Raw genomic sequence first — 25947 nt, forward strand, 5'->3', positions numbered from 1 at the left:
GGCGCCACCCTGGCCCCCACCCTGGCCCCCACCCCGGCCCCCGGGGCCCCCGCGGCGCCGGACCGGGGAACGCAGTCGTCGGAGCCGGGAACGCAGCCGGGGCCGGGAACAGCGCCCGATCCGGGACCAGTGCCCGGCCCGGTGCCCCGGCCGTGGAGCAGCGTGCTCGACGGAAGCCGCCGGGACACCGCGCTGGCCGTAGCCACCGACGTCGCCGAGCGCTCCGTGGACCGCAGGATCATCTGCCGGGCACTCGCCCTCTCCGCCCGGCAGACGCGGTACCCGGAAGCGATCGGCTGGCTCCCGTGCGGGCTCGCCGGGGGCGACGCGGGCATCGCCCTGCTCTGCGGGTACCTCGACCGGTGGCTTCCGGACCAGGGCTGGGACGGGGTCGGCCACGGCTTCCTGACCACCGGGCTGGAGGGCGTCGGGCAGCGCGCCGAGCAGCTCAACCCCGGCCTGTACAGCGGACTGGCCGGCACCGCGTTCGCCGTCTCGGCGCTCAGTCGCGGCGGCACCCGCTACCGGCGCGCGCTCGCCGCCCTCGACAACGAACTGGCCCCGCGTGCATGGGCGGTGGCCGCCCGGCTCGCCGCCGACCGCCCCGGCCGACCGGTGAGCGACTTCGACCTGGTCTCCGGGGCGAGCGGGCTGGTAGCCACCCTGCTGCCGGGCGACGGGCACGGCACGCCCGCCCCGCCGGCCGGTGCCGCGCTCTCCGCCCTGCTCGGCGCGCTCGTCCGGCTGGCCGTGCCGGACGGCCTGACCGCCCGCTGGGCCACCCCGCCGGAGCTGCTCGGCGACCCCTCGGCGCGCGCCACCTACCCGTACGGGAACCTCAACTGCGGCCTGGCGCACGGCATCCCGGGCCCGCTGTCGGTCCTCGCACTGGCCCTGCGGGCCGGCCACCGGGTGCCCGGCCAGGTGGCGGCCGTCCGCTACCTGGCGGACTGGCTCACGGCGCACCGCACCGACGATCGGTGGGGCGTCAACTGGCCGTCGGCCCTTCCGCTGCCGGCGCCGGACGGGCGGCCACCCGCGCCCCCACCCACCGCGGCCCGCAGCTCCTGGTGCTACGGCAGCCCGGGCACGGCCCGCGCCCTGTGGCATGCCGGCGTGGCACTGGACGACGAGAAGCTGCGCGCGCTGGCCGTCGAGGCCGCCACCGCCGTGCTGCGAAGGCCCGTCCCCGCCCGCCAGCTCTACTCGCCGACCTTCTGCCACGGGATCGCCGGGCTGCTCCAGACGGTGCTGCGGTTCGCCCACGACACCCGCCTGCCGCAGTTCACCGCCGGCGCGGAGCACCTGGTCGACGAGCTGCTCGGCCACTTCGATCCGGCCCGCCCGCTCGGCTACGCCGCGGTGGAGCCGGGCGACAACCGGGTGGACCGGCCCGGCCTGCTGGACGGCGCCGCCGGAATCGCCATGGTGCTGCTGGCCGCCGCGACCGACACCGAGCCCGGCTGGGACCGGCTCTTCCTGCTCTCATGACGGCCCACGACCACGGACACCGCGCCGAACAGCCGCTCTACCGGCCGCTGGGGTGGGCGATGGTACGCGCCCCGCTGCTGCCCGCGAACGCGCTGGCCGAGGCCGGCAAGGCCGCGGACGGCGGCACGCTCACGCCCGCAGACCCGCTGGTCAGGCTCGCCGTCACGGTGGCCAGCCACGATCTGGCCGCGGCCCTCGCCCGTACCCGCCCCGAGGATCCGGCGGCGCGCCGGGTACGGGGCAAGCTGGCCCGCTACCTGATCCGGATGTGCACCCGCCCCACACCCTTCGGCGTCTTCGCCGGGGTCGGCCTGGCCCACTGGGCCGACCGCACCGATCTGGCGCTCGCCCCCGGACCACCGCGCACCCGTACCCGGCCCGACATGGCCTGGCTGCTCGGCCTGGTCCGCCGGCTGGAGGAGGACCCGGAGGTCCGCGCGGGCCTGCGGCTGACCACCAACGCCGCCGTCGTCCTGCGCGGCGGGCATGCGTTGCTCCCCGAGAGCGGGACGGGGGATCGGCCCGGTGGCGGAGCGGAGGCCGTCTCGATCCGGCTGACCGCGGCGGTCCGCCAGGTGCTGGCGCAGGCGCGCCGGCCGACGCCGCCGGCGGAACTGGCGGCCGGCCTCGCCGGGCTGGCCGGCGCGACACCCGACAAGGCGGCCGCGCTGGTCGAGCGGTTGCGGGCCCAGGGCTTCCTGCAGTCCGACCTGCGGCCGCCGCTGACCGGCGGTGACCCGGCCGGCCATGTGGTGCGCCGGCTGGCCGCCGTCCCCGGCGGGCGGGACGTCGCCACCGACCTGGACGAACTCTCCCGAGGCCTCGCCCGGTGGGACGGCCTGCCGCCCGGCGCACGGGTCGACGGCTGGCCGGAGCTGGTCGGACACGCCACCGCGCTCCACCCGGCCGCGCCCGCCACCCCCGTCCTGCAGACCGACCTGGCGCTCACCCTGGGCGGCCAGGGCCTCCACCCGCGGGTCGCCACCGAGGCCGCCCGCGCCGCGGAGCTGCTGCTCCGGCTCAGCCCCTACCCGGCCGGCCTGCCCCGGCTGGAGAGCTACCGGCGCTCGTTCCTCAGCAGGTACGGGCTGGAGCGCCGGGTGCCGCTGCTGGAGCTGATCGACCCGGACCTCGGGCTCGGGCCCCCGTCCGACACCCTGGCGCACCGCGCGCCCGTGCCGGCCGACCAACGGCGCGCCCGGTTGCTGCTCGACCTCGCCCTCGCGGCCAACCGGGAGTGCCGCCAGGTGGTCGACCTGACCGACCGGCAGGTCGAGCAGCTCACCGTGCCCCGGCTCGACCCGGCGGCCTGTCCGCCGTCGCTGGATCTCGCGCTGTTCCTCCCGGCCGCCTCGCCCGCCGCCGTGGACGCCGGCGAGTTCCGGCTGGTGGTCGGGCCCAACCTCGGGGCGCCCGCCGCCGGCCGCCACCTGGGCCGCTTCGTCGACCTGCTCGGCCCGACCGCCCGCGCGGGCCTCGACGAGATCACCCGGCTGGAGCAGGCGGCCAGCCCGGACACCCTGCTGGCCGAGCTGGTGTACCTGCCGGAGCGGCCCCGCGCGGCCAACGTCGCCGTCCGGCCGGCGGTCCGCGCCCACGAGATCGTGCTCGGCACCGCCCCCGGCGTGCCACCCCGGCGGGTCGTGCCGCTGGACGAGCTGGTGGTCGGACTGCACGCCGGGCGCCTGAGCGTCGAGTGGCCGGCCGGTGACGCGCGCGTCGTCGCCGTGCAGGGGCACATGCTCAACCCGATGGGCGCGCCCGCTCCGATGCGCTTCCTGCTGGACGTGGCCGCCGACGGATGCTGCCAGTTCACCCCGTTCTCCTGGGGGCCGGCCGACGGCCTCTCGTTCCGTCCCCGCGTCCAGTACGGCCGGATCGTGCTGGCGCTCGCGCAGTGGCGCGTGGACGCCACCGACCTGCCGGCCGGTGCTTCCGCCGACGCCTTCGCGCACGCCCTGGCGGCGTGGCGGGAGCGGTGGGCGGTGCCCCGCCAGGTGTACCTGAGCTCCGGTGACAACCGGCTCCTGCTCGACCTGTCCGACCCCGACCAGGTGCACGTGGTGCGGGAGGAGCTGAAGGGCCTGCCCGACGCGCGGTCGGCCCTGTTCCAGGAGGCGCTCCCGGGCCCGGCGGACGCCTGGCTGCCGGGCCCGGGCGGTGGCCACATCTGCGAGCTCGTGGTCCCGCTGGTCCTCGACCGGCCGACCCGGCCGGACGGGGGCACGCCGGCGGACCGGCCCCGGGCGGAGGGCGCGGCCGCGGCGTCACCGAACGGTGCGGCGCGGGCGGTGGCCGTCGACGGCGTGGTCGTGGCACAGGCGGCGGGGGTCGACGGCGTGGCCGCGGTGCGGGCCGAGACCCGGCTCAGGCCCCCCGGCAGCGACTGGCTCTACCTGAAGCTCTACGGCAGCCCCTGGCAGCAGGACGAGCTGATCGCCGGGCCGCTGCGGACCTTCGGGGAGTTCGTCACCGCTGCGGGGCTCGCCGACACCTGGTTCTTCATCCGCTACACCGACCCCGAGTGCCACCTGCGGATCCGCTTCCACGGCGAGCGGTCCGTCCTGCTCGGCCCGTTGATGGACCAGGCCTGCCGCTGGGCGGGCGACCTGGTGGCGACCGGGCTCGGCACCAGGTTCGGCTTCGACACCTACGAGCGGGAGGTCGAGCGCTACGGCGGCAGCGACGGGATGCGCGCGGCGGAAGCCCTCTTCGGTACCGACAGCTCCTCGGTCGCACGACTGCTGCAGGCCGGCGAGGACCGCGAACTCACCCTGGACCGCACCGACCTGGCGGTCAGCAGCGTCGACGACCTGCTCGACTCGCTGGGCCTGGCGCCGGCCGAACGGCTGGCATTCTGCCGCGGCGCGGGAGAGAACTCCCGCGACGGTGGCGACGAGTACCGGGAACGCGGGCACCGGCTCCGGGAGACGATCGGCCGGCCCGGCTGCCCCGACACCGCCGTCCTGCGGCTCCTGCTGGCGGAGCGCCGGGCCGCCCTCGCACCCGCCGCCGACCAGCTCGGTACCCTGCGGCAGGAGGGCAGGCTCCGGCGGAGCCACACCGAGCTGTGCCGTTCGTACGTCCACATGCACCTCAACCGGCTGATGGGCCTGGACGGCGGCGGCGAGCGACGGGTGCTCGAACTGCTGCGCCGCACCAGGGAGGGCCTGGCCCGGTCCCCGGTCGGCTGACCGCGCCCGCTCAGCTCCGGCGAAAGCCCGGAACACCGCACTCCGATAGACCCCGCCGCACACGAGGCGATCCGCGCCACAGGTCGGTCGTCCCGGGCGGCGGCCGCGGCCGACGCCCTTCCGGGCGTGGGGTCAGCCGCCCTGGCCGGCGCTTCCGATCGGGCCGACCTTCACGGGGGAGCCGGTGCCGTCGGTGACGGGGAGCGTGGTGGCGCCCGGCCAGTTGAGGGTGACCGGCTTGGTCTCGTCCGGCGGGGTCACGATCAGCCCGGTGATGCGGATGCCGGAGCCGTTCGACTTGTTGAGGGGGTAGCTGATGCCGAAGAACGTCGACTTGCCGTTCTTGAGGATGCCGGTGACGACGGGCTCGCCCGTCCGCTTGGCGGACAGCTGTCCCGAGGTGGTCTTCAGGTCCGCGCCCGGGTACCCGGAGATCTCGCAGTCCCGGCCGCCGCGGTTCTTCAGCTCCACCACGACGGTGCCGTCGAGGTCGCCGTCGATGGTGCGTTCCACGGCCGTGATCTCCAGCTCGTCGGTTCGGCACTTGCCGGACTTGCCGCTCCCGCTGGACCCGCTCCCGGCGGGCGTGGCCGACCCGCCCGAGCCGGTAGCGGTGCCCTGACCCGAACTGCCCGGGCCCGAACTACGGCCCGGGGTGGACGCGGCGGATGTCGGCGGCGCGGCCGGCGCGGTGGCGGCGGAGGTCGCCGTGGCCGCGGACGAAGGCCTGCCCTGCGCCTCGCCGCCGTCGTCGTTCTGACAGGCCGTGAGTGCGAGACCGGCGGCGACGGCCAGAGCGGCGAAGGTGAGTTGGTGGACGCGCATGGTTCTTCCTCGGTGTCGGTCGGTGGTGCCGGGTGTTCGGAGCGGGGCGGTACGCGCAGGCGGTTCTGCTCACCAGGACTCGTAGGTCCTGGCGAACCGTTGCACTCGATCACCTTCCGGCACCTTCCTGTTACACACGGCTGGGCTCGACGCGCGCCATCACCGGTGCACCGTGGCCCGGGTACTGCCTTGACCAGGCTGGACGGCGGTTGCCGCCACTGCGGCGTCGCCGTTCACGGTCGTCTGCCGCCGGGACGGACCCGTAACCCGGCGGATCTTGACCACGACCGGTCATGTCCTCTCAAGATGCGGTGCCCTGCCCTGCCCTGCCACGTCTTTGGCGCTGTCCGGCCCTGGCGGTGCCCGGCCGGTTCGTGCCACCGCGGGTCGACCACGCAAAGGCACTGGCGGACGTACGGAGCGCGGGCGAACGCCGTCGAGTGACACGGACAGGCTCGTAAGCGGCCGCGGCGCCGCAAGGCGGGTTCCTTCGAGGCGGGTGCCCCGGTGCCCAGGTGGGCAGGTGGGCAGGTGCTGTTGGGTCAGGAGGTCCGGTCCCCGGGCCGTAGGCGGAGCCTGATCGGCCGGCAACCGGACCGACGGACGCTGGTTCGGGCAGTCGAGATCATGTGTCGATCAGTCAAGATCGCCTGTCGAGGACGCGTTGCGGGTGTCCGGTCTCGACAGCTTGGTCCGTCACGTCGGAATCGGCCGTTGTCGGTAGGGCCTGGCACCCTGTACTCGGTAGGGCCTGACACCCTGTACGCAGGCCGAACCCCTGGAGATCGGAGCCCGAGGTGCTGCCCGCTGTCACCGACCGCAATGACGCTGCCGCGCTGATCATCAGAACCGACTTCAGCGACGAGGCGGCCTGGCGAGCCGTGTGCACGGCATCGTCGCAGCCGTGGGGCGACGGTGACTACGAACCCGTCGTCCATCTCGTCGACGACCCGGTCTGGGCCGGCGCTGCGGCCGATGACGTGATCGCCGCCGTGTCCGCGGACGAGGAGCTGAGCGTCGTCTTCCTCGCCGACCACATCACCATGCGGCACCAGGAGTACGCACTGCTGGCCGTGGCGGTCCTGACCAGGGACGCGTGCGTGAGCGACGAGGAGTTCGAGGCCTACGGCGGATCGGTCCGCGTCGTCCCCGCCGGCATTCACGACATCCACGCGAACCTGTTGATCGCCAACCTGGACTTCGCGGACGTCGCCGAGGCGGCCCGGATCGATCCGGCGGGAATCTTCCGATCCTTCTAGAGAGTCACCATGGCCACGGTCGAAAGTCGGCAAGACTCGTCAGGTTCGCCGTGGGACAAGGAAGCCGGGTGGCTGCCCGTGATCCCGAGCCGCTGCGCCCGGCCGCCACCAGGGCCGTCCAGGCCACCCGACCGCACGGCTGTCCTGCTGCCTGGGCCCTGCTTTGCCGGGGCTCCGCCCGCCCCGGCCGGTTGCTCACCGGCTGCCTGCCGGAGCCCCGGCCCCGGCCCCCGGGCCCGCCGCCACCCGCTGCTGCCCTGCGGACGTACGGCCGCACCGGCCCAGGGGGTGCGGGGCCGGTGCGGCTTGTGGGCAGTCACTTGTCGGACGGATCAGTCTTCGGACGTTGCCAAGGGGTGGGAGCGGCCCGCCCCGGACGGAGCCGTGTCAGACGCAGAGGACGTCGCTGCCGGGCAGGTCCTGGATGGTGGACTCGGTCAGGCTGCCGGCCTGGTACTCGTAGTAGAGGTACGTGTAGAGGTCGATCCGTCCGCCGCAGGAGGAGTCGGCGGCCACCTGGTAGGAGATCGTCACGGTGGTGCTCGCCCCGGGGGCGATCGGCGCGGAGTAGTCGACGGTGTTGCCGCTGAGCGTGAACTTCAGGCCGGGGGCCTGGGTGGTCTGCCAGGTCGGCAGGACGGACTGGTAGATGAACTGCACCGGGGTGTCGTGGACGTTGGTGAACGTCAGGGAGAGCGACACCGAGCCGCCGGGCGTGACCGTCGTCGAACTCGCGCTGACCGACAGGGCGGGGGAGGCCGCGTGCGCCGGGGAGGCCATGAACGCCAGGGCGAGGACGAGGGACAGGATCGCGGACAGGCCGAAGCGCCTGAAAGTTGTGGTGGGCATGGCAAGTGAGCCTAGGTGCCGATCCCGGGCCCGGGTCGGTCCTCCTGGCAGGACCGGACAGATGACGGACCTCCCGGCGGGGAGGGGGTACGCATAGCCGGTCAGAAAAGTGCGGGGACAGAGGATTAGCCTTGCCGTTCCTGGGTCCGGCCGGCCTGCGCCGTACCCCGCCAGGTGCCCCCGCCACGCCCCGACCAGCGTCCTCCCACGCCCCTGACCTGGGCTTCGGCGCTCGCAGGCCGAGCCCCCGCGCCACCCCCGGGGGTCGCACCCTGCCCGCCCACGCGGGTCCTCGGACATCCGCCGCCGGTGCCGCCGGGTCGGCCCGGGGCCACGCATGGTCCCGGCGTTCCCGGCCCGTCAGTCGTCGGCCGGCAGTTCGGCGAGGGTGGCGATCACGTCCACCAGGGCGTCGCCGCGCAGAGCGGTGAGCGCCATCGGCCGGCCGATCGCGTCGGCCAGCATCAGCCGCTGCAGGGCCTGGGCGTTCGCGACGGGTTCCCCCTCGGCGGTGAGCAGCAGATCGCCGGCCCGTAGCCCGGCCCGGGCCGCGGGCGCCCCCGGGACGACCTCGACGACGCGCATCCCGTCGCGCCGGCCGGTCCGGGCGCGGAGCGCCGGCGGCAGCGGCGCGGGCACGCCCGCCAGCCCGAGGTACGCGCGGCGGATGCGCCCGTCGCTGAGCAGGGTGCTGATGATCAGACGGCTGGTGACGTTGATCGGGACGGCCAGGCCGAGGCCGTTCCCGGCCACCGCCGTGGTGATCCCGACCACCTGGCCGTCGGCGGTGGCGAGCGCCCCGCCGGAGTTGCCCGGGTTCAGGGCCGCGTCGGTCTGGATCACGTCGTCGATCACCCGGGTGGCGGTGCCGGTACGGGCCGGCAGCGACCGGCCCAGGGCGCTGACCACGCCCGCGGTGACCGTGCCCGCCAGCCCGAGCGGGTTCCCCACCGCGACCACCAGCTGGCCGACCAGCAGGGCGCCGGCCTCGCCGAGCCGCACCGGCGGCGGGGTCGCCGCGTCGGCCCGGAGCACGGCCAGGTCCGACAGCGGATCGGTGCCGATGGTGTGGAAGGGCGCGGTCGTGCCGTCCGCGAAGTCCAAGGTCCCGGCGTCGGCGTGCCCGACCACGTGGGCGTTGGTGAGCAGGAAGCCGTCCTCGGTGAACACCACGGCGGACCCGGTCCCGGACGCGAACCAACCGCCCCGGCTTCGCCGGAGCACCTGCAGCGCCGCCACCCGCGGCGTCAGCTCGGCGGCCACCGCGGTGACGGCCCGGGAGTAGGCGTCGAGACCGGCCCGTTCCGCGGGGGAGCGTCCGGGCTCGGGGAGTGTTCCGGACACGGCTCGGCCCTCCTGGCCAGACACGGCGGCCACCGGCGCGTGGCCCGCCTCGGCCGGGGCGCATCACGCCACGCCCGGGACCCCGTACCGGAGTGCTGCGCCCGCCTCCCGCCCTCGTCCGGTGGGCATGCACGCGGGTACCGGCCGGCGACCGGCTGCCGGTGCACTCTCATCCTCAACAACGCCCGGCCCGCCGGACTTCCTGCCGGTCGGCCGGAAGGTTCGGCCGGCCAGGAACGGAAGGGCAGGAAGGGAAGGACAGGAACGGGCGGGGGACGATCCGCCTGGGCGGCGGTCGGTCCGTACGCCCGCGGGCCCGGAGCTCTCGACCGTCGCCGACGCGCCCCCTGTCAGGGGTCGGACCGTACCCCTCCGCCCGGCCTCGCCGCCGGCCGGAACTCTCCCGTCCCCAGCGTGACCGTGGCGCGCGCCAGCATCGGCCCCGCCTCCCGTCGCGCGAGCAGGGTCAGCTCGCCGACCCGCGCCGGACGGCCGCCGAGTCGCGCCTCGCACTCGGCGGCGAGCCCCCGTGGATCTCCCGTGCGGCCGAGCGACAGGTGCGGGGTGAACCCGGGGCGGCGGCCGGCGCACTGCGGGAACCGCTCCGCCAGCGCCTCGTGCAGCGCGGCCCAAGGCCGTCGATCGGCCGCGGCCGGATCGAGCCAGACCGTGGCGTACCGGCGGTGCCGGAAGCTGTGCACCCCCTGCAGTCGCACGGTGAAGGGCGGCGTTCGGGCGGCCACCTCGGCCAGCAGCGGGGCCGCCCGCCGGAAGTCCGACTCGGGGACGAAACCGAAGAGCAGGTTGACGTGCGGCGGCCACCGGCGGACCTGCGGGTCGTGCTCCCAGCGGATGTCCTGGACCGCCGGCCAGAGCTCCGGCGGAGGAATCCAGGCCAGCGCCGTCCGGGGCGTCGGTGCGAGCTCGAGCACGGCCGGGGCGGCGGCCGCCCCGGCCTCGTCGGGACTCGGCCACGGTTCCACCCGCCCATGGTCCGCCGCCGGCGGCCCGTACGGCGAACGGTGCGGCCAGTCACCCGGGCCCGCCGGTCGCTCATCCCGTCGGACCTCCTTCTGTCCCGTCGGCCCGCCTCCGTCCGGGCCCAGGGTCGGACCGGCCGGACGACGGACCCCGACGGACGCCTCCGCGGCGCCGGTGACCGGTGCCGGGAAGTACGCCTCCGCGGCGCCGGTGACCGGTGCCGGGAAGTACGCCTCCGCGGCGCCGGTGACCGGCCCCGGGCTCAGGCGACCGGCGCCGGGAAGTACGCCTCGGACCAGCGGTCCAGCTCTGCGAAGACCTGGGCACGCGCCTGGTCGCCCGAGAGGACCAGATCGTGCATGCCGCCGTCGATCCGGACGGTGGTGACGTGGCGGCCGAGGCGGGGGGCGAGGGCGGCGATGTCGTCGGCCCGCAGGATGGCGTCGGTCCGCAGCAGGGCCGGGTCCCACTTGGTGGTGACGGTGGACGCGGTGGAAGCCATCAGCAGGACCGGGACGTCGATCCGCAGCCCCCGCCGGACCTCGCGCTGCCCGCGCTGGATGGCGGCGAGCCAGCCGGCGAAGAGCGGGAAGCCCGCGGCGGGCTTCAGGGTGAGGTCGAAGTCCCAGCTGCCCCGGTGGTCCCGGTGCAGGCTGTGGACGTAGTGCGGGTTGAGCGGCGCGGGCAGCTTGCGGGTGGCCGCCAGCCGGCCGAGGACGTCGATGGCCGGTGCCCCGATCGCGCGGACCGCCGGGGCGGCGGGCATGGAGAGGAACGGGCTGTTCAGGAAGAGCCCGTCCACCAGGCCGCGGCCGGCCCGCCGGGAGGCCCAGAGCGCGGCCACCAGACCCCCGGTGGAGTGGCCGTTGACGAGCAGCCGGGTGTGGCCGTCCAGATCGCGGATGACCCGGACGGCCTCGTCGATCTCCTCGTCGTAGGCGGCCAGGTCGCGGACGAAGTTGGGCGACTGGTGCGGTCGCAGCGAGCGCCCGTACTTGCGCAGGTCCAGGGCGTAGAAGGAGAAGCCGGCCGCGGTGAAGTGCTCGGCGAGGTTGGTCTGGAAGAAGTAGTCGGTGTAGCCGTGGAGGTAGAGGACGGCCTGCCGGGAGCCCGGGACCAGCCGCCTCACCAGGGTCGCGTGGACGGCGCCCTCCTCGTCGGCGCGCAGCGGCAGCTCGGCCGCCTCGTACGGTGCACCCAGGATGTCTTCGCGGAACTCCACGTCTGACCCACCCGATCTCTGATCCGACCTGCCGTCACAGGTACCAATGCTTCAGGGAGCACCGACGATACCGGCCGGTAGCCTTTCTGGTGGCAGCGACTCCGCGCCGGGCGCCTATGCTGCGGGAATGCTCAGAAATGTCGCCACCGGGCGGGCCCTTCCGGTCGCCTCCCGCTCGTCCCTCCCGTCGGGGCGCCGGAAAACCCCAGGTCAGCAGGGTGCGGCCGGCGGGATCAGGGTTCCGGCCGACCAGGTCCGACCCGGCACCCGGCAGCGGCGGGCGGCATCGTGAGCGGCGCCTCCGGTCGGTCCGGCTCGACCGACGCCACCCCCGGCCCGCCGTCGGACCAGCTGCCGGGCGCGCCCTTGGACGAGCCGGCCGACCCCGTGCCCGTGCAGCGCCAGGTCGACCTGGGGGTCGCCAAGCTGATGCCGGACATCGACCAGGACGGCGGCTGGCTGCTCACCCTCGACGACACCCCGCAGTCCTACGTCGACCTCGGCGACCCGACCCACCTCGAGTTCGAGTACACCCGCCGGCTCGGCCACCTGGCGGACGCGCTCGCCCCCGCCGGGGAGCCGCTGGACGTGCTGCACCTCGGCGGGGGCGCGCTCACCGTGCCGCGCTACCTCGCCGCGACCCGGCCCGGCTCCCGCCAGCGGGTGGCCGAGATCGACGGCCCGCTGCTCGCCCTGATCGAGGAGCGGCTGCCCTGGCAGGGCCCGGGCGTCGACATCACCACCACGGTCGCGGACGCCCGCGCGGCCCTGGCCGCCGAGCCGGCCGGCTCGGCCGACCTGGTGGTCGCGGACGTCTTCCACGGCTCGCGCACCCCCGCCCACCTGACCTCGGTGGAGTTCCTCCGCCACGCGGCCGCCGTGCTGCGGCCCGGTGGCTGCTACGCCGCCAACCTCGCCGACGGACCGCCGCTGGCCTTCGCCCGGGCCCAGGCCGCGACCCTGCGGGCGGTCTTCCCGCACACCTGCCTGGTCGCCGAGCCCTCGGTGCTGCGCGGGCGCCGCTACGGCAACATCCTGCTGATCGGCTCGGACCGGCCGCTGCCGGTGCGAGCCCTGAGCCGGCTGCTCGCCGCCGACCCCTTCCCGGCCCGCCTGTGCGACGAGGACGAGCTGACCACCTTGGTCGGCCGGGCCCGTCCCGTCCTGGACGAGCACGCCGAAGCCTCCCCGGCGCCGCCCGCCGGGGCGTTCAGCGTCGGCTGAGCGGCTGCGGGCCGGCGACGGGCCGGCGACGGGCGTCGGCGGACGGGCCGACAGGCCCGGGGGTGCTCCTACCTGGACCGTCCGCCCGTCCGTCCGTCCGCCCGTCCGTCCGGTCCGCCGGGACGGCGGCCCGTACGCTCCACCTGAACCGATCATCGTTCCGGCGCGCCCGGCGAGCCGGGGTCGGGCCGCACGCGCCGCCGGTGCCAGAATCGGCAGGTCCAGTCACCACGTCCCGAGGAGCGCGACCATGACCGCCCGCCGACCGGCATCGTCCGACCGCGTACCGTCCGACCGCGGGCCGGGGGGCGCCCCGAACGACGGCGGACCGGAGAACGGGGTGACCGGCGGCGCGGCCCCCGCGGACGCTGCCACCGCGTCCGTCGCCCCCGACCTCGCGGCGGTGCCCGAAACCGCCCTGTGGACGCTCTACCACCGCGCCGTCGAGGCGGCCCGCCCCGACACCGTGCTGCCGGACCCGAAGGCCGTCGAGCTGGTCGACCGGATCGACTACCCCTTCGCCGAGCGCTTCGGCAGCAGCGCGGTTCAGGCGCAGCTCCAGGCGCTGCGGGTGGCCTGCTTCGACCGGGAGGTGGCGGACTTCCTCACCCGGCATCCGCGCGGGACGGTGGTCTGCCTCGGCGAGGGCCTGGAGACCCAGTTCTGGCGGGTCGACAACGGTCGCGCCTCGTGGCTCACCGTTGACTTGCCCGAGTCGTTGGCGCTGCGCGAGAAGTTGCTGCCGCCCGGGCCACGGCAGCGCTATCTTGCCGCGGACGCCACCGGGCTGGCATGGGCTGACGAGGTGGACCGCAGCAGTGGGGTATTGGTCACTGCGCAGGGCCTGTTGATGTATCTTCAGCCAGCCCAGGTGCGTTCCCTGATCGCCGGTTGCGCCGAGGCGTTCCCCGGCGGAACCCTTGTGCTGGACGCTGTTCCTCGTTGGTTCAGGCGCCTTACGCTGAGCGGGAAGGTGCGTACCCACCACGGTTACCAGGCGCCTTCGATGCCATGGGCGATGGACGCGGGTGAGCGGGACAAGCTCCGTAGCGCGAGTTCGGCGGTGATGGCGGTGCGGGACGTGTGGCCGGTCGGTGGGCGTGGCCTGCTGGGTGCCCTTCTGCCGCTCGCGCTGAGGGTGCCGCCGCTGGCCACCCGTCGCCCTTCGGTCACCGCCTTGGAGTTCGTCGGGCGACCCGGGCAGTCGTAGGGAGCCCACAGCGGCGAAATTGCCGACAGGCACAGAATCACGGTCCGGCCAATTCCCCGTCGGTGGGGACGCTTTGCCTCTCCCCGACGGACAGGAGAGGCCCGATGCCCCTTGCCGGGACGCCGACTGCTCCATCGCTGATGCGCGCGAGCTTCCGTTACGCGGCCTGCCGGTAACTCGCGCCGAGCGAGTTGCACCGCTGGCTGGACCCGCACCTGGCCCGCCGTCACCGCTACACCCGTGAACTCTCCTTCCATCCCTGTCACTCCGCCATCCAACGACGCCCTCGCGCTCTCGTGGATGGGGTGTGCCGCAGGTGGCGTGTGGAGGAGGACTTCCAGCTCGCCACCACCGTCCTCGCCGTCACGCGCGCCCGCACCACCACCGCGGCACCCTCGGGCCACCGGCTCATCCCGCCCGATGTCCGCGAGGTCCTGCGGTTGCTCCGGATCACCGCCCTGTCCCGCCCGCGACGCGACCGCGACCGCGACCGCGACCGCGTCCTGCACCGGTCCGCCTGGCGCCGCCAGCACCAACACCAGGCGGCCCGAGCCCACCGCAGTTCGTTGATCGGTGGGTCGTCATTGCCGCTCAAGTGATTGCTGTGGCGGTGTTTTTGTTCCAGCGGACAGCCGCTTTGTCACGCCGTCACTGAATGAATCTGTCCGATCGAGTCCACTTGTGTGGATGTATTGACACCTGATCGAACAATAGGGCTCAATGCAGCACAGTCTGAAACATCTGACGTGACGTGAATCGACTCGAAGGAGAGTCATGTACAAGCGCGCGCTCGTCGCGACGATTGCCCTGGCGTCGTCGCTGGTCATATCCACCCTGGCTGGCTCGACGCCCGCGCAGGCCCAGGACAACGGAGCGTCGCGGACGCCGCCGATGGGCTGGAGCAGCTGGAGCTCTCTCCGATACAACCCGAGCGAGGCCAAGCTCAGGGCCCAGGCTCAGGCGATGCACGACTCGGGCCTGCTGGCGGCGGGTTACAAGTACATCAACCTGGACGACTACTACATCAAGAACCCCGGCACCACGGTCGATCAGGACGGTCGCTGGGTCGTCGACAACGCCAAGTTCCCCAGCGGCATGAAGAACCTGGGCGACTTCATCCACAACCTGGGTGAGAAGTTCGGCATGTATGTGACGCCGGGCATTCCGAAGGCGGCGTACGACCAGAACACCCCGATCGAGGGCACCTCGTACCACGCACGGGACATCGTCTCCAGCACGACGACCTTCGAGTCGAACTACGGGGGGTGGGGCAATGTCATGTACTTCATCGACTACAAGAAGAACCCCACCGCGGCACAGGCGTTCGTGAATTCGTGGGCGAACCTGTTCGCCTCCTACGGGGTCGACTACATCAAGATCGACGGCGTGCACACCAGCGACCAGGACGACGTCATCGCCTGGTCGAAGGCGCTGAACCAGACCGGCCGCACCATCCACTACGGCCTGTCGAACACCCTGGACATCAACAACATCAAGACCTGGCAGCAGAACGCCAACAGCTGGCGGACCGGGGGTGACATCGAGTGTTACTGCTCGACCCTCACCAACTGGAGCAACGTCGGGCCGCGTTGGGCGAACCTGGCTCAGTGGGGGCAGTACGCCGGTCCGGGTGGCTGGAACGACCCGGACTCCATCGAGGTCGGCAACGGTGACCACAACGGTCTGACCGTGAACGAGCGGCAGAGTGTGATCACCCTGTGGGCGATCACGCGGTCGGTGATGATGCTGGGGAGCGACCTGACCAACCTGGACGCGGGCGACCTCAACATGCTGAAGAACGCCGAGGTGACCGCCGTCAACCAGACCGACTCCGTGGTGGCCAGCCAGATCTCGAACAACAACGATCTGCAGGTGTGGGCCACGAAGCAGAAGAACCCGGACGGCAGCTACACGGTGGCGCTGTTCAACCGTTCCGACCGGGCCGGTAACGCGACGGTGACGGCCAACTTCTCCGACCTCGGCTTCAGCGGTTCCGCCACGGTGCGCAACCTGTGGGGCAAGTCGAACGAGACGCTCACCAACTCCGTCAGCCGGAGCCTGGCCCCGCACGAGTCCGCGCTGTTCAAGATCACTCCGTCCGGTACCTCGACCCCGGTCGGCGGCTCCCTGACCAGTGGCCTCTCCGGCCGCTGCGCCGACGACCCGGGCAGCACCCTGGTGAACGGCACTCAGCTGGACGTGTGGGACTGCAACGGCGGCGGCAACCAGAAGATCACCTACAGCTCCTCGGCCAAGACGCTGAAGGTGCTGGGGAAGTGCTTCGACGCCCACGGCGGCGCCACCACCGCCGGTACGCACGTGGAGATCTACGACTGCAACGGCGGCACCAACCAGCAGTGGAACGTCAACTCCAACGGCACGATCACCGGCGTTCCGTCCGGGCTCTGCCTCGACGTCACCGGGGCCACCAACCCCAACGGCGCCGGCCTCGAGTTGTGGAACTGCAACGGGGGCGCCAACCAGAAGTGGACCCTCGGATCCGGCGTGCAGGTGGCCTGACGAACCGAGTCGTGACCATCGTTCCTGATTGAACCGGCTGTCCGCACGGACCGACTCCTGGTCCGTGCGGACGCCGGGTCACTGGACAAGTGGGCCTGCTGGGAAGCGTCTTGGACATCGCCGTCGGCCAGGCGCGATCACTCAGGCTGGTAAACGACCGGGGTGGGAGGACAAGCGTGGATGGTTCCCACGTTCACGCATTGTCGATCAGCCCGTGAGGCGCCCCGGGACCAGATCGGACCGGAGTCCCCGCCCCGGGGAGCGGCCCGCGGGCGCTGCCGCCACTGCGGTGACGTGCGACGTCCGACCGGGTAGCGGGGGCGTGGCCGGCCCAGCATCCGGGGCCGGCCGACGCATTGTACGCCGGCGCCGACGAGGCTCAGCTCCCGGTGACAATGTTCACACGTCGGTTGGAACGGTGCTTCGCTCCGCCCCTTGCAGCGGCGACCGCGGATCGTGAAGGGTTGGTGGCGCCCGCCGCTCTCAGGTGGGTACTGACCGACCAGGTGAGGAACCATGGCCCCCCACACTCCTGCGCTCCAGGCCCACCAGGTGGACGTCGTGCGTGACGGAAGGCTTCTGCTGGACGGAGTGTCACTGACGGTCCACCCCGGCGAGCACTGGGCGCTTCTCGGACCCAACGGGGCCGGGAAGACCACGCTGTTCAGTCTGCTCGGTGCCGTGAGCCATCCGACCCGGGGAACGGTCCAGGTTCTGGGACACACGCTGGGCCGCGTCGACCTGCAGAAGCTCCGCGGCCTGATCGGGCACGTCAACCCGCGGCATCCCCTGCGGTCCGCGCTCACGGTTTCCGAGGTCGTGCTCACCGGCCTCACCGGCACCATCGAAAGCAGCCCCCGCTGGACTCCCACCCCCGCACAGGGGGCCACGGCCGACAAGCTCATCGCCATGCTCGGTCTGTCGGAGCGGGCGGACACACTCTGGCCGGTGCTCTCCCAGGGCGAGCGCGGACGGGTCCTCATCGCCCGGGCCCTGATGCCGGACCCTGGCCTGCTCCTCCTCGACGAGCCCGCTACCGGCCTGGACCTCCCCGGCCGGGAACAACTCGTGGAGAGCATCGACATACTTCAGCGTGCCCGTCCCGAACTGGCGTCGGTGATCGTCACGCACCACCTGGAGGAACTGCCCTCCGGTACGACGCACGCAGCACTGCTCCGTGCGGGCCGTGTCCTGTACTCCGGCCCGGTCGACGAGGTCCTGACCAGCCGGAGCGTCAGCGACTGCTTCGGCTGCCCCGTCGCTCTCACCAGGTCATCGGGAGGACGCTGGCACGCGGAGGCGCGGCGCGACCGGGCGGCCTGAGCCGCTGGACGGCCAAGCGGTGGTGTCCACCGGCGCCGGGCACTTCGCCGGCACCCCACGGGAACGACGAGAACTCCGGTGGACGGAGAGCCTGCTGACTCGTCCGGCGGCCGGTCGGTCGGCGCGAGCGCGACGGCCGTGCCGTGCCGTGCCGTGCAGGACACGCGGCGATCCGTTCTGGGCAGGGGCAGGCGTACCTCGACTTCACGTCGGGGCGCGCCTGCCCCTCGCGTTTCCGGCGCCGCCGGCACGGTCCCTTCTCCCGTCCCGAACCCTGAGCCGAACCCGACCGCGCCCGGGTGCCGCTGCCGTGCGCCCGGTCAGCGAGAGGTCGCCCTCCGTCCGCGTGGCCGGCCGCCTCGACGGCGTCGAGCACCATGCCGGCCCGGCCCCCGGTGTCGGACCAGGCGTCCCGGGGGCAGGTCACCTGCAGGGGGCGCCGGAGCTCCGCCAGGTGTTGGCGTCGAGCATGGTGGTGGTCGCGAGGGCCTCGACAGGGAACGGCCTGCCGTTCTTGAGCTTGTCGTACATCGTCCGGACGGCCAGGGCGCCAACGTCTCTGCCGTTGATGAAGAGGGCATCCCTCATCCCGGCGGGCTTGCTGCCGCTCCAGTCCTTGCAGGCGAGGTAGCCGCCCAGGCCGACGCCTATGACGTTGTCGGAGCTCAGACCGGCATTCTGGAGGGCGGTCATGGCACCGCGGACGTTCTCGTCGTTGCACCCCCAGACCACCCAGTGTTTGACGCCGACGCCGTCCACCACGATTCGCGACGCGACCTTGAGCTGAGCGCCCCGCAGGGTGTTGTCCGTACCGACGTCGAAGGAACGGACCCTGTCGGCTACTTGCTCGAAGGCGCGGCTCGCTGCGTTGATGCGCTCCCGGCAGACGTTCACGTCCTGCTGCCAGGCGTACACGATCCGGGTGTCGCCGGGTGTCCAGCCCGCCTTCCGGTACTCCTCGCCCGCGCGCGTACCGACCTGGGCGCCCATCTGCTCCCCGCTGAAACCCACCCTGGGTACCAGGTTCTGACGCGAGCAGACACTCGGGTCCGGAAGGTCGGTGCAGATCTGGTCGTCGGAGGCGAGAAGCGCCACCCCGGCCTTCCGGGCGGTCATGGCGAACTCAGGACCGATCGCCGGATCGGGTGCGACGACTATCACCCCCGCCGTCCTGTCGGCGATCGCGGAGTGCAGCGCACCGAGTGCCTTCGTGGCGTCACTGCCCACGTCCACCACGGTCAGACCGATCCCGAGTGCGGCGGCCTCGGCCTTGGCGCCGGCCGCCTCGTCGACGAAGTACTCCTGGTCGCCCTGCTTCTGCAGGTAGGTGATCGAGATCTGCGCGGAGGCGGGAGGCACCCGGCCACCGGAGTCGGCCGACCCCTGGCCGACGGAACACCCGGTGAGCAGCCCGGCCGCGAGGAGAAGGCGGGTGGGGGCGGCGAGGTGCCCGGCACGGTGGTGGAACATCACAAGTACTCCTGTACGAGTAGCCGACTGTGGAGGCGGCAGGCTGTGGGCTGCCGGTCCGGCGGCGCGATTCGTCGGGCCGCCGAGCGGCATGGCCGAGTGGCGAAGGATGAGGGGGCCGCCGCATCGTGGCGGCGTACGCCGGAGGGGGCGGCGGCATGGCACGCACGCAGGGGACGGGACGTGGGCGGCCGCCGATGGTTGAGGGAGCCGGCCCTTAGCGGCCTCGCGCCGGCCTGCCGGGCGTTGCCGGGCCGGGCCGCCGTGTCTGGATGCCGCGGCCGCGGTGGCCGATCCTCGACGGAGATCGTCGGTCTCCGCGAACAAACGGGTCACGTGCCCGGTCGCTCATCGCCCGACGGACGAGGTGGCCGGACAGCGGCAGGACTGCTGGCGTGGAGTACGCAACCCTGCGGTGGCGACCGGTCCTGGTCGTCTCCGCCCTGGCCGGAAGCGCCCCGGCCGCAAGCGCCCCGTGGCCAGGCCCGGCCCCGTCGGTCCGGGACGAGCTCAGGTCCACGCCTGCGCTGAACAGTGGTCAGCCGGTGGGGCCGGCAACGGCAGCGGGCCGGTCGGCGCGGGCCGCTCCCACCCGCACCGCCGCTGCGCCCGGCACATCATGACCGCGTGGCGGGGCCCGGGGTGAGGCGGAGCGTCAGGATCTGGAACGGCCGCAGCGACAGGCGGATCTGTGACCCCTCCACCGTGTGGCCGCTGTCGTGGACCAGGGGGCGCTCCAGCAGATCGGTGGCCACGACGCCCACCAGTGCGAAGCCCGGTGTCAGCGTTGCCCGGGCCCTTCCGCCGTGGGCTTCGTAGAGGCGGACGATGATGTCGTCGGAGCGGTCGTCGGCGAGTTTGACGGCCGACACCACGACGGCGGCGTGGTCGACGGACACCAGTGGCGCGACGGTGGCGGTGCCGGGCACGGGCCGTTCGGGGAGGTTGAGCCGGTAGCCCTCCACGATCGCCTCGGGGACCCCGACCCCGACCAGCAGCCCGTAGCGCAGTCGGTGCCGGCCCTGATCCGCGTCGGGATCGGGGAAGCGGGCCGCGCGTAGCAGCGAGAGCCGCACGGTGGTGGTGGTTCCGCCGTCCGGGCGGGTGTCACGGGTGACCTCATGCCCGTAGGTGGAGTCGTTGACCAGCGCCGCCCCCCAGTCGCGCTCGCCGACGTGCAGGAAGCGGTGCGCGCAGACCTCGAACTTGGCCGCGTCCCAGCTGGTGTTGGTGTGGGTGGGCCGTTCCACGTGTCCGAAGGGGATCTCCGCGGTCGAGTGGGCGGCCCGTACGTCCAGCGGGAAGGCCGCCTTGAGCAGCTTCTCCCGTTCGTGCCAGTCGATCACCGTGTCGATGTCGAGCCGTCGGCTTCCCCGGTCCAGGCTCAGCGTCTGCTCGATCCGGGAGGACCCGAAGGTCCGCACGATGTGGATGGCGCTGTCGGTCGCACGGACCGACTCGGCTTCGGTGAGGTCCCGCACGGTGTTGCGGTAGAAGGCGTCGATGTCCCAGGCGTCCCACTGGTTGGGGAAGTCCTGGTGCAGTTGCAGCATGTTGCCGGGACGTCCCGGAGCGAGCGCCTCCCGGTCGGCGACCAGGTCGTAGGCCGAGGTGACCAGCCCGCGGCCGTCGACCACGATGCGCACCAGCCCGTTCTCCAGGACGAGGTCGTCGCCCGCACGGGTCGGGGTGGTCGCCGCCGGCCGGTGCGCCCGGGGCGCGGCGCCCATGGCCGGGACGCCGTCGCGGGCGTGCGGGGCGGCGTTGAAGACGACCGCCGGCCCGTCCGGGGCGGGGGGTCCGGCCAGGGCGCGCTGGGCGTCGCCGACGAGCTGCTCCAGTTCGCCGATCACCGCCAGGTAGGTCTCCTGCGCCTCGCGGTGCACCCAGGCGATGGAGGTGCCGGGCAGGATGTCGTGGAACTGGTGCAGCAGCACGGTCTTCCACAACCGGTCCAGCGCCTCGTAGGGGTACGGCACCCCGTGGTTCACGGCGGCGGTGGCCGCCCACAGCTCGGCCTCGCGGAGCAGGTGCTCGCTGCGCCGGTTGCCCTGCTTGGTCGCCAACTGACTGGTCAGCGTGCCGCGATGGAACTCCAGATACAGCTCACCGACCCACACGGGCGCATCCGGGTAGTCGGCGACTGCTCCCGCGAAGAACTCTCCGGGCGACTCGACGACGACCTTCGCCGACCCCTCCAGGTCGGCCAGCCGGGCGGCGCGGGCCAGCATCTCCCGGGTGGGGCCGCCGCCGCCGTCACCGTACCCGAACGGGACCATCGAGCGGTTGGTGCGGGCCTTGTCCTGGAAGTTGCGCTCGCTGTGGGCGACCTCGGCGCCGGAGAGTTCGCTGTTGTAGGTGTCGACCGGCGGGAAGTGGCTGAAGATCCGGGTGCCGTCGATGCCCTCCCACCAGAAGGTGTGGTGCGGGAACTTGTTGGTGGTGTTCCAGGAGATCTTCTGGGTCAGGAACCAGCGCACCCCGGCGAGTTTCATCACCTGGGGGAGTGCGGCGTTGTAGCCGAAGGTGTCCGGCAGCCACATGTCCTCCGTCTCCACACCGAACTCCTCGAGGTAGAAGCGCTTGCCGTGGACGAACTGGCGCGCCAGCGACTCCCCGCCGGTGATGTTGGTGTCCGGCTCCACCCACAGGCTGCCGGTGGGCAGGAACTGCCCCGTCGCCACCTTCTCCCCGACCCGGGCGTAGACCTCCGGGCGGTGCTGCTTGAGCCAGGCCAGTTGCTGCGCCTGGGACATGGCGAACTTGAAGCCCGGGTGGTCGTCCATCAACCGGGTGACGTTGGAGACCGTCCGGGCGACCTTGCGGACGCTCTCGCGCAGCGGCCAGAGCCACGCCGAGTCGATGTGGGCGTGGCCGATCGCGGAGATCCGGTGGGCCCTGGCGCTCGCGGGTGCGGCCAGGGCGGGGGCCAGCGCCGCGCGCGCGGCGGCGGCCGTGCCGCTGACGTCCTGCAGGTCCACCGCGTCGAGGGCGCGTTCGACGTCCTGCAGCAGCTGCCAGCGGCGGGTGGACCCGGACGGCAACTCGTGCATCAACTGGCCGAGCACGTCCAGATCCTGGACCAGCTCGAACACGGTGCGGTCGAACACCGCCAGGTCCGCCCGGTGCAGCCGGTACAGCGGCTCGGCGGGCGGTGCGTCGGCGTCGCGGAGCCAGGGGGCACGGTCGCCCAGCCTCGTGGGACGGAAGGAGAGGCCGTCCGGACCGGTGTGCATGACCACCGGGTTGGCGGCGGCCTCGACGAAGTACTCGAACCCGGCACCGCCGCGCGCCGGCGCGCCGACCGGCAGGTGGGTGTTGCGCGGGTTGAGGGCCTTCACGGCGGTGCCGTCCGGGCGGTAGGCCAGCCCCTCGGCGGAGAACCCGGGCTCCGTGGCGCCGAAGCCCAGGTCCACCACCGCCTCCACGGTGAGCCCGTCCCATTCCTCGGGGACCGTGCCGCTGATCCGGAACCAGCAGGTGGTCCAGGCGGGCCCCCAGCGGTCGCCGGCCCCGGCCGGGCGGTACCGGGCGCGGAGCGCGACCGGGACCGGGACCGGCTCGCCGGGGACCTCCCAGATCCCGATGCTGAGCGGGACCGAACGCGCGTGCACCGCGGGCCGGATGCGCTGGTCCAGCACCCGGGCGAGCCTTGCCTCGGTCACGGCGGGATCGTTGTGCACGGATGGCCTCCTGGGAGGGACGGGTGGAGCGGGGGTGCGGGGGTGCGGGGGAGCGGGTGGTGCGGGGGTGCGGGGACGTACGGCGGGCCGGGGAGAGGTTCAGCCCTTGACGGCGCCGCCGAGGGCGAAGCCGCCGCCGAGCCGGCGGGCGAGCAGCAGGTAGAGCATCAGCACCGGGACGGAGTAGATGATCGAGAAGGCCGAGAGCTGCCCGTACTGGGTCTGGTTGTGGGCACTGAGAAAGGTGAACACGCTGACGGAGGCGGGCAGCTTCTCCGGCGACAGCAGCAGGACGAAGGGCACGAAGAAGTTGCCCCACATCCCGATGAAGGTGAACACCGTCACCACGACGACGCCGGGCCGCATCAACGGCAGGACGATCCGCCACAGCACCTGCATGCTGGTGGCCCCGTCGATCCTCGCGGCCTCCTCCAGCACGATCGGCACACCGTCCATGAAGCTCTTCATCAGCCAGATCCCGAACGGCAGCGCCGCGGCGCCCAGGAAGAGCGTGGTCGCGAGCATCGAGTCGATCAGGTCGACCTGTACGAACATGCTGTAGACCGGGATCATCACCGCTGTGATCGGCAGCCCGGTGCTGAACAGGACGGTGTAGAGGAAGGGCCGTCGCAGTCGGGACCGCATCCGGGAGAGCGGATAGGCGGCAAGCACCGAGCACAGCACGCACACCAGAGTGCCCCCGCCGCACAGCAGCAGCCCGTTCAGCATGGGCCGGTAGGTGGTCTCGGCGTCGAGGACGGCACGGAAGTTGGCCGTGGTCGGGGACGGCGCCGTCAGCTCGAACCCGGAGCGCGAGCTGACGGAGGCCAGCACCATCCACAGCAGCGGGACCAGGTAGAGCAGCGAGAAGACCAGCAGCACGACGTCGACGGACGCGCGGCCGGCGCTGCCGCGGCCCCGGCCGCGGTGCCCGCGCGGCCGGGGCGCGACCGGCGGGGTCCGGAGCCGGGGCCGGGGCCCGTCCGTGCGCGGGGGGCTGTCGGAGACGGCCATTCAGTCCTCCTCCACCTTCAGCATGCGGATGTAGACGGCGGAGAACACGCCGCCCACGGCGAGCAGCACCAGTGCCACGGCCGTTCCGTAGCCGATCAGGCTGTTCTGGAAGGCCTGCTGGTACATGAAGACCGGCAGCGTCTGCGAGCTGTTGCCGGGACCGCCCCGGGTCATGGTGTAGATCAGGCCGAACACGGACAGCGTCTGCAGGGTGACCAGCATCAGATTGGTCAGCACCGCACGCCGGATGACCGGCAGGGTCACCCGCCACAGCCGCTGCCAGGGCCCCGCCCCGTCCATCTCCGCCGCCTCGACCAACTCCTTCGGCACCTCGCTCAGGGCCGCGGAGAACACCAGCATCGAGAACGCCGTGCCCCGCCAGACGTTGGCGATGCAGACCGCCAGGATCGGCAGGGTGTACAGCCAGTTCTGCTGCGGCAGGTGCAGCAGCCGGAGGATCGCGTTGAGTGATCCCTGCTGGTAGAAGAAGGCGTACATGAGGTAGCCGGCCACCACTTCGGGCAGGACCCAGGCCGCGACGACGACGGCGCCGGTGATCGACCGGACCGGCTTGGACGCCTTCTCCATCAGCGCGGCCAGGGCCAGCCCCAGGCTGTTCTGGCCGATCACGGCCGAACCGACGACGAACACCAGGGTCAGTTCGACCGCGTTGAGGAAGTCCGGATCGTCGAACGCGCGGGTGAAGTTCCGCAGGCCGACGAAGTTCGTACCGGAGGCCCCGGTGAGCTGCAGGTCGGTGAAGGCGTAGTAGACGCAGTACCCGATCGGACCGGCCAGGAACACCAGCAGCAGCACCAGCGAGGGCAGCAGCGGCAGGCCCCGCAGCAGGCCCCGCAGCGGGGCGCGCGAGGGCGCGGCAGGGACGCTGCTCACGGGGTGCTGTGCACGGTCTTGTCCGCGCCGACGGCCGACGAGACCCCGTCGTCGTAGGCGCCGGCGGCCTGGGCGACGGAACTCTGACCGGTGGTCACCGCCTCCATGGCCTTCTGGATGGCGCTGGACACCTGGGTGTAGGCGGGGAGGCCCGGACGGTAGTAGGTGGAGGCGACCAGCGCGCTGAAGAACTCGTTGGTCGGCAGCGCCTTGAGGTAGGAGGGGTCGGCGGCCACGTCCTTGCGGACGGCGATGGTGGCGTTCACGCTGTTCCACGCGGCGGAGGCGGACTCGGTCTCCAGCGACTGGAGGAACTTCCAGGCCAGATCCGGATTCTTGGCCTTGGCCGGGATCGACCAGGCCCAGCCACCGGACATGCTGACCTTGCCGGGGGCCTGGCCGTTCTGCGTCGGCATCGCCGCCATGCCCATGGTCGACTCCCACTCCGGCCACGGCTGGGGGCCGGTCCTGATCCAGTTGTTGGGCATCCAGGAGCCGTCGATGTCCATGGCGAGCTTGCCCTGCGGGATGAGCTGGGTGGCCACCGCGGAGGCGAAGTCGGTGCCCAGTGCCTGCTGCGCGGAGGGGGCGAGGCCCTGGCTGTAGACGGTGTGCACGAAGTCGAGCGCGTCCTTGAAGCTCTGGCTGCCGACGACCCACTTCTGCTGCCCGGCGTCGTACAGCGCGCTGTTGGCGGCGGGTGTTCCGTACAGGAGCATCTCGAAGCCCTGCATGGAAGACTGCTCACCGCCGGCGATGCCGGTGTAGAGGTTGAGCGGGGTCACCCCGGGGGCCTTGGCCTTGATCGTCCTGGCCGCGGCGAGCACGTCGTCCCAGGTCTTCGGCTGCCAGGGCACGGGCAGGCCGGCCCGGGTGAAGATCTCCTTGTTGTACCAGATGCCACGGGTGTCGGTGTTGTCGGGAACCCCGTAGGTCTTGCCGTCGGCGGCGTACTTCATCGCGGCCTTGGCCGGATCGGCGTACTGGCTCCAGTCGGGCCATGAGCCGAGGTAGCCGTCCAGCGGTCTGAGGTAACCGGCAGCCACGTCCGAGTTGATGATCGCGGTGTCCTCGTAGACCAGGTCGGGCGCGGTCGCGGGGGAGCGCATCATCAACTGGATCTTGGTGTAGTAGTCGTTCTCGGCGGCCGTGACCGGGATGAGCTTGACCGTGGTGCCCGGATTCGCCTTCTCGAACGCGGTGACCATGGGGTCCAGGTAGTTGGCCTGCACCTTGTTGCTGTTGTTCAGCTGCTGCTGGTAGACGACCTTGATCGTCTTCTCGGAGCCGCCCTGGCCGGAGTCCGAGCCGGACTTCGACCCGGAGCCGCAGCCCGACGCGGTGGACACCAGGGCGACTGCGACGCCGATGGCACCGAGAAGTGCTTTCCGCACGCTGAACCTCCAGGGGTGGGGACGCTACTGTCGGGGCCGAAACTAAATCC

The 25947-nt window shown here is 72.6% G+C and carries 18 protein-coding genes; 8 read left to right on the top strand and 10 right to left on the bottom strand.

What is annotated here, in order from left to right; all coding sequences use genetic code 11:
- Window positions 1-162 precede the first annotated feature (162 nt).
- Both OG689_RS36440 and OG689_RS36445 read left to right on the top strand, forming a co-directional pair.
- Window positions 163-1491 (top strand): lanthionine synthetase C family protein, encoded by a 1329-nt coding sequence (locus tag OG689_RS36440; protein WP_266325568.1) that lies wholly within the window; start codon window positions 163-165, stop codon window positions 1489-1491.
- Window positions 1488-4685, top strand: coding sequence for a lantibiotic dehydratase (locus tag OG689_RS36445; protein WP_266325570.1), 3198 nt, complete (start codon window positions 1488-1490; stop codon window positions 4683-4685). Before OG689_RS36440 ends, OG689_RS36445 begins: the two co-directional genes overlap by 4 nt.
- Window positions 4686-4817: 132 nt before the next feature.
- On the opposite strand, the gene OG689_RS36450 is transcribed toward OG689_RS36445, so the two are convergent.
- Complete coding sequence (locus OG689_RS36450; RefSeq protein ID WP_266325572.1) at window positions 4818-5510, bottom strand: DUF4232 domain-containing protein; 693 nt, start codon at window positions 5508-5510, stop codon at window positions 4818-4820.
- A 797-nt stretch (window positions 5511-6307) separates the two neighbouring features.
- Here OG689_RS36450 and OG689_RS36455 point away from each other — a divergent pair.
- The gene (locus tag OG689_RS36455; RefSeq protein WP_266325574.1) at window positions 6308-6769 is read left to right on the top strand and encodes a hypothetical protein; all 462 of its coding nucleotides are present in this window, start codon (window positions 6308-6310) and stop codon (window positions 6767-6769) included.
- A 387-nt stretch (window positions 6770-7156) separates the two neighbouring features.
- On the opposite strand, the gene OG689_RS36460 is transcribed toward OG689_RS36455, so the two are convergent.
- The 4 genes from OG689_RS36460 to OG689_RS36475 all read right to left on the bottom strand — a co-directional run bounded on the left by OG689_RS36460 (window position 7157) and on the right by OG689_RS36475 (window position 11165).
- Complete coding sequence (locus tag OG689_RS36460; protein ID WP_266325576.1) at window positions 7157-7618, bottom strand: hypothetical protein; 462 nt, start codon at window positions 7616-7618, stop codon at window positions 7157-7159.
- Window positions 7619-7978: 360 nt separating this feature from the next.
- The gene (locus OG689_RS36465; RefSeq protein ID WP_266325578.1) at window positions 7979-8962 is read right to left on the bottom strand and encodes a trypsin-like peptidase domain-containing protein; all 984 of its coding nucleotides are present in this window, start codon (window positions 8960-8962) and stop codon (window positions 7979-7981) included.
- A 350-nt stretch (window positions 8963-9312) separates the two neighbouring features.
- Window positions 9313-9945: a 2'-5' RNA ligase family protein gene (locus OG689_RS36470; protein WP_266325580.1), complete on the bottom strand. Its 633-nt coding sequence runs from the start codon at window positions 9943-9945 to the stop codon at window positions 9313-9315.
- A 260-nt stretch (window positions 9946-10205) separates the two neighbouring features.
- Window positions 10206-11165, bottom strand: a complete 960-nt coding sequence (locus OG689_RS36475; RefSeq protein WP_266325582.1) for an alpha/beta hydrolase — start codon at window positions 11163-11165, stop codon at window positions 10206-10208.
- 429 nt (window positions 11166-11594) lie between these two features.
- Between OG689_RS36475 and OG689_RS36480 the strand changes: the two genes are divergently transcribed.
- The 5 genes from OG689_RS36480 to OG689_RS36500 all read left to right on the top strand — a co-directional run bounded on the left by OG689_RS36480 (window position 11595) and on the right by OG689_RS36500 (window position 17442).
- A complete protein-coding gene (locus tag OG689_RS36480) occupies window positions 11595-12389 on the top strand; it encodes a fused MFS/spermidine synthase (RefSeq protein WP_266327703.1) in 795 nt (264 codons plus the stop codon).
- 250 nt (window positions 12390-12639) lie between these two features.
- Window positions 12640-13599, top strand: coding sequence for a class I SAM-dependent methyltransferase (locus tag OG689_RS36485; protein ID WP_266325584.1), 960 nt, complete (start codon window positions 12640-12642; stop codon window positions 13597-13599).
- A 323-nt stretch (window positions 13600-13922) separates the two neighbouring features.
- Window positions 13923-14198, top strand: coding sequence for a hypothetical protein (locus tag OG689_RS36490; protein ID WP_266325586.1), 276 nt, complete (start codon window positions 13923-13925; stop codon window positions 14196-14198).
- 175 nt (window positions 14199-14373) lie between these two features.
- Window positions 14374-16119: a ricin-type beta-trefoil lectin domain protein gene (locus OG689_RS36495; RefSeq protein WP_266325588.1), complete on the top strand. Its 1746-nt coding sequence runs from the start codon at window positions 14374-14376 to the stop codon at window positions 16117-16119.
- A 516-nt stretch (window positions 16120-16635) separates the two neighbouring features.
- Window positions 16636-17442: an ATP-binding cassette domain-containing protein gene (locus tag OG689_RS36500; RefSeq protein WP_266325589.1), complete on the top strand. Its 807-nt coding sequence runs from the start codon at window positions 16636-16638 to the stop codon at window positions 17440-17442.
- 423 nt (window positions 17443-17865) lie between these two features.
- On the opposite strand, the gene OG689_RS36505 is transcribed toward OG689_RS36500, so the two are convergent.
- From OG689_RS36505 to OG689_RS36525, 5 genes are all read right to left on the bottom strand, one after another.
- On the bottom strand, window positions 17866-18912 hold the full coding sequence (locus OG689_RS36505; protein ID WP_266325590.1) for a substrate-binding domain-containing protein: 1047 nt from the start codon (window positions 18910-18912) through the stop codon (window positions 17866-17868).
- Window positions 18913-19529: 617 nt separating this feature from the next.
- Complete coding sequence (locus OG689_RS36510; RefSeq protein WP_266325592.1) at window positions 19530-22595, bottom strand: glycoside hydrolase family 38 C-terminal domain-containing protein; 3066 nt, start codon at window positions 22593-22595, stop codon at window positions 19530-19532.
- A 99-nt stretch (window positions 22596-22694) separates the two neighbouring features.
- Window positions 22695-23609: a carbohydrate ABC transporter permease gene (locus tag OG689_RS36515; protein WP_266325594.1), complete on the bottom strand. Its 915-nt coding sequence runs from the start codon at window positions 23607-23609 to the stop codon at window positions 22695-22697.
- A complete protein-coding gene (locus tag OG689_RS36520) occupies window positions 23610-24503 on the bottom strand; it encodes a carbohydrate ABC transporter permease (RefSeq protein WP_266325596.1) in 894 nt (297 codons plus the stop codon).
- Window positions 24500-25897 carry an extracellular solute-binding protein gene (locus tag OG689_RS36525; RefSeq protein ID WP_266325598.1) on the bottom strand — a complete coding sequence of 466 codons (1398 nt, stop codon included), beginning with the start codon at window positions 25895-25897 and terminating at the stop codon, window positions 24500-24502. The genes OG689_RS36520 and OG689_RS36525 overlap by 4 nt, the downstream gene beginning before the upstream one ends.
- Window positions 25898-25947 lie beyond the last annotated feature (50 nt).

Origin of the sequence: Kitasatospora sp. NBC_00240, from assembly GCF_026342405.1 — a bacterium.
Lineage (GTDB): Bacteria > Actinomycetota > Actinomycetes > Streptomycetales > Streptomycetaceae > Kitasatospora.

What these genes read in the sequence shown, in the direction of transcription:
- OG689_RS36460 (WP_266325576.1), bottom strand. Translation starts at nt 7,618, where the DNA reads ATGCCCACCACAACTTTCAGGCGCTTCGGCCTGTCCGCGATCCTGTCC.
- OG689_RS36500 (WP_266325589.1), top strand. Translation starts at nt 16,636, where the DNA reads ATGGCCCCCCACACTCCTGCGCTCCAGGCCCACCAGGTGGACGTCGTG.
- OG689_RS36445 (WP_266325570.1), top strand. Translation starts at nt 1,488, where the DNA reads ATGACGGCCCACGACCACGGACACCGCGCCGAACAGCCGCTCTACCGG.
- OG689_RS36495 (WP_266325588.1), top strand. Translation starts at nt 14,374, where the DNA reads ATGTACAAGCGCGCGCTCGTCGCGACGATTGCCCTGGCGTCGTCGCTG.
- OG689_RS36505 (WP_266325590.1), bottom strand. Translation starts at nt 18,912, where the DNA reads ATGTTCCACCACCGTGCCGGGCACCTCGCCGCCCCCACCCGCCTTCTC.
- OG689_RS36450 (WP_266325572.1), bottom strand. Translation starts at nt 5,510, where the DNA reads ATGCGCGTCCACCAACTCACCTTCGCCGCTCTGGCCGTCGCCGCCGGT.
- OG689_RS36515 (WP_266325594.1), bottom strand. Translation starts at nt 23,609, where the DNA reads ATGGCCGTCTCCGACAGCCCCCCGCGCACGGACGGGCCCCGGCCCCGG.
- OG689_RS36480 (WP_266327703.1), top strand. Translation starts at nt 11,595, where the DNA reads ATGCCGGACATCGACCAGGACGGCGGCTGGCTGCTCACCCTCGACGAC.
- OG689_RS36485 (WP_266325584.1), top strand. Translation starts at nt 12,640, where the DNA reads ATGACCGCCCGCCGACCGGCATCGTCCGACCGCGTACCGTCCGACCGC.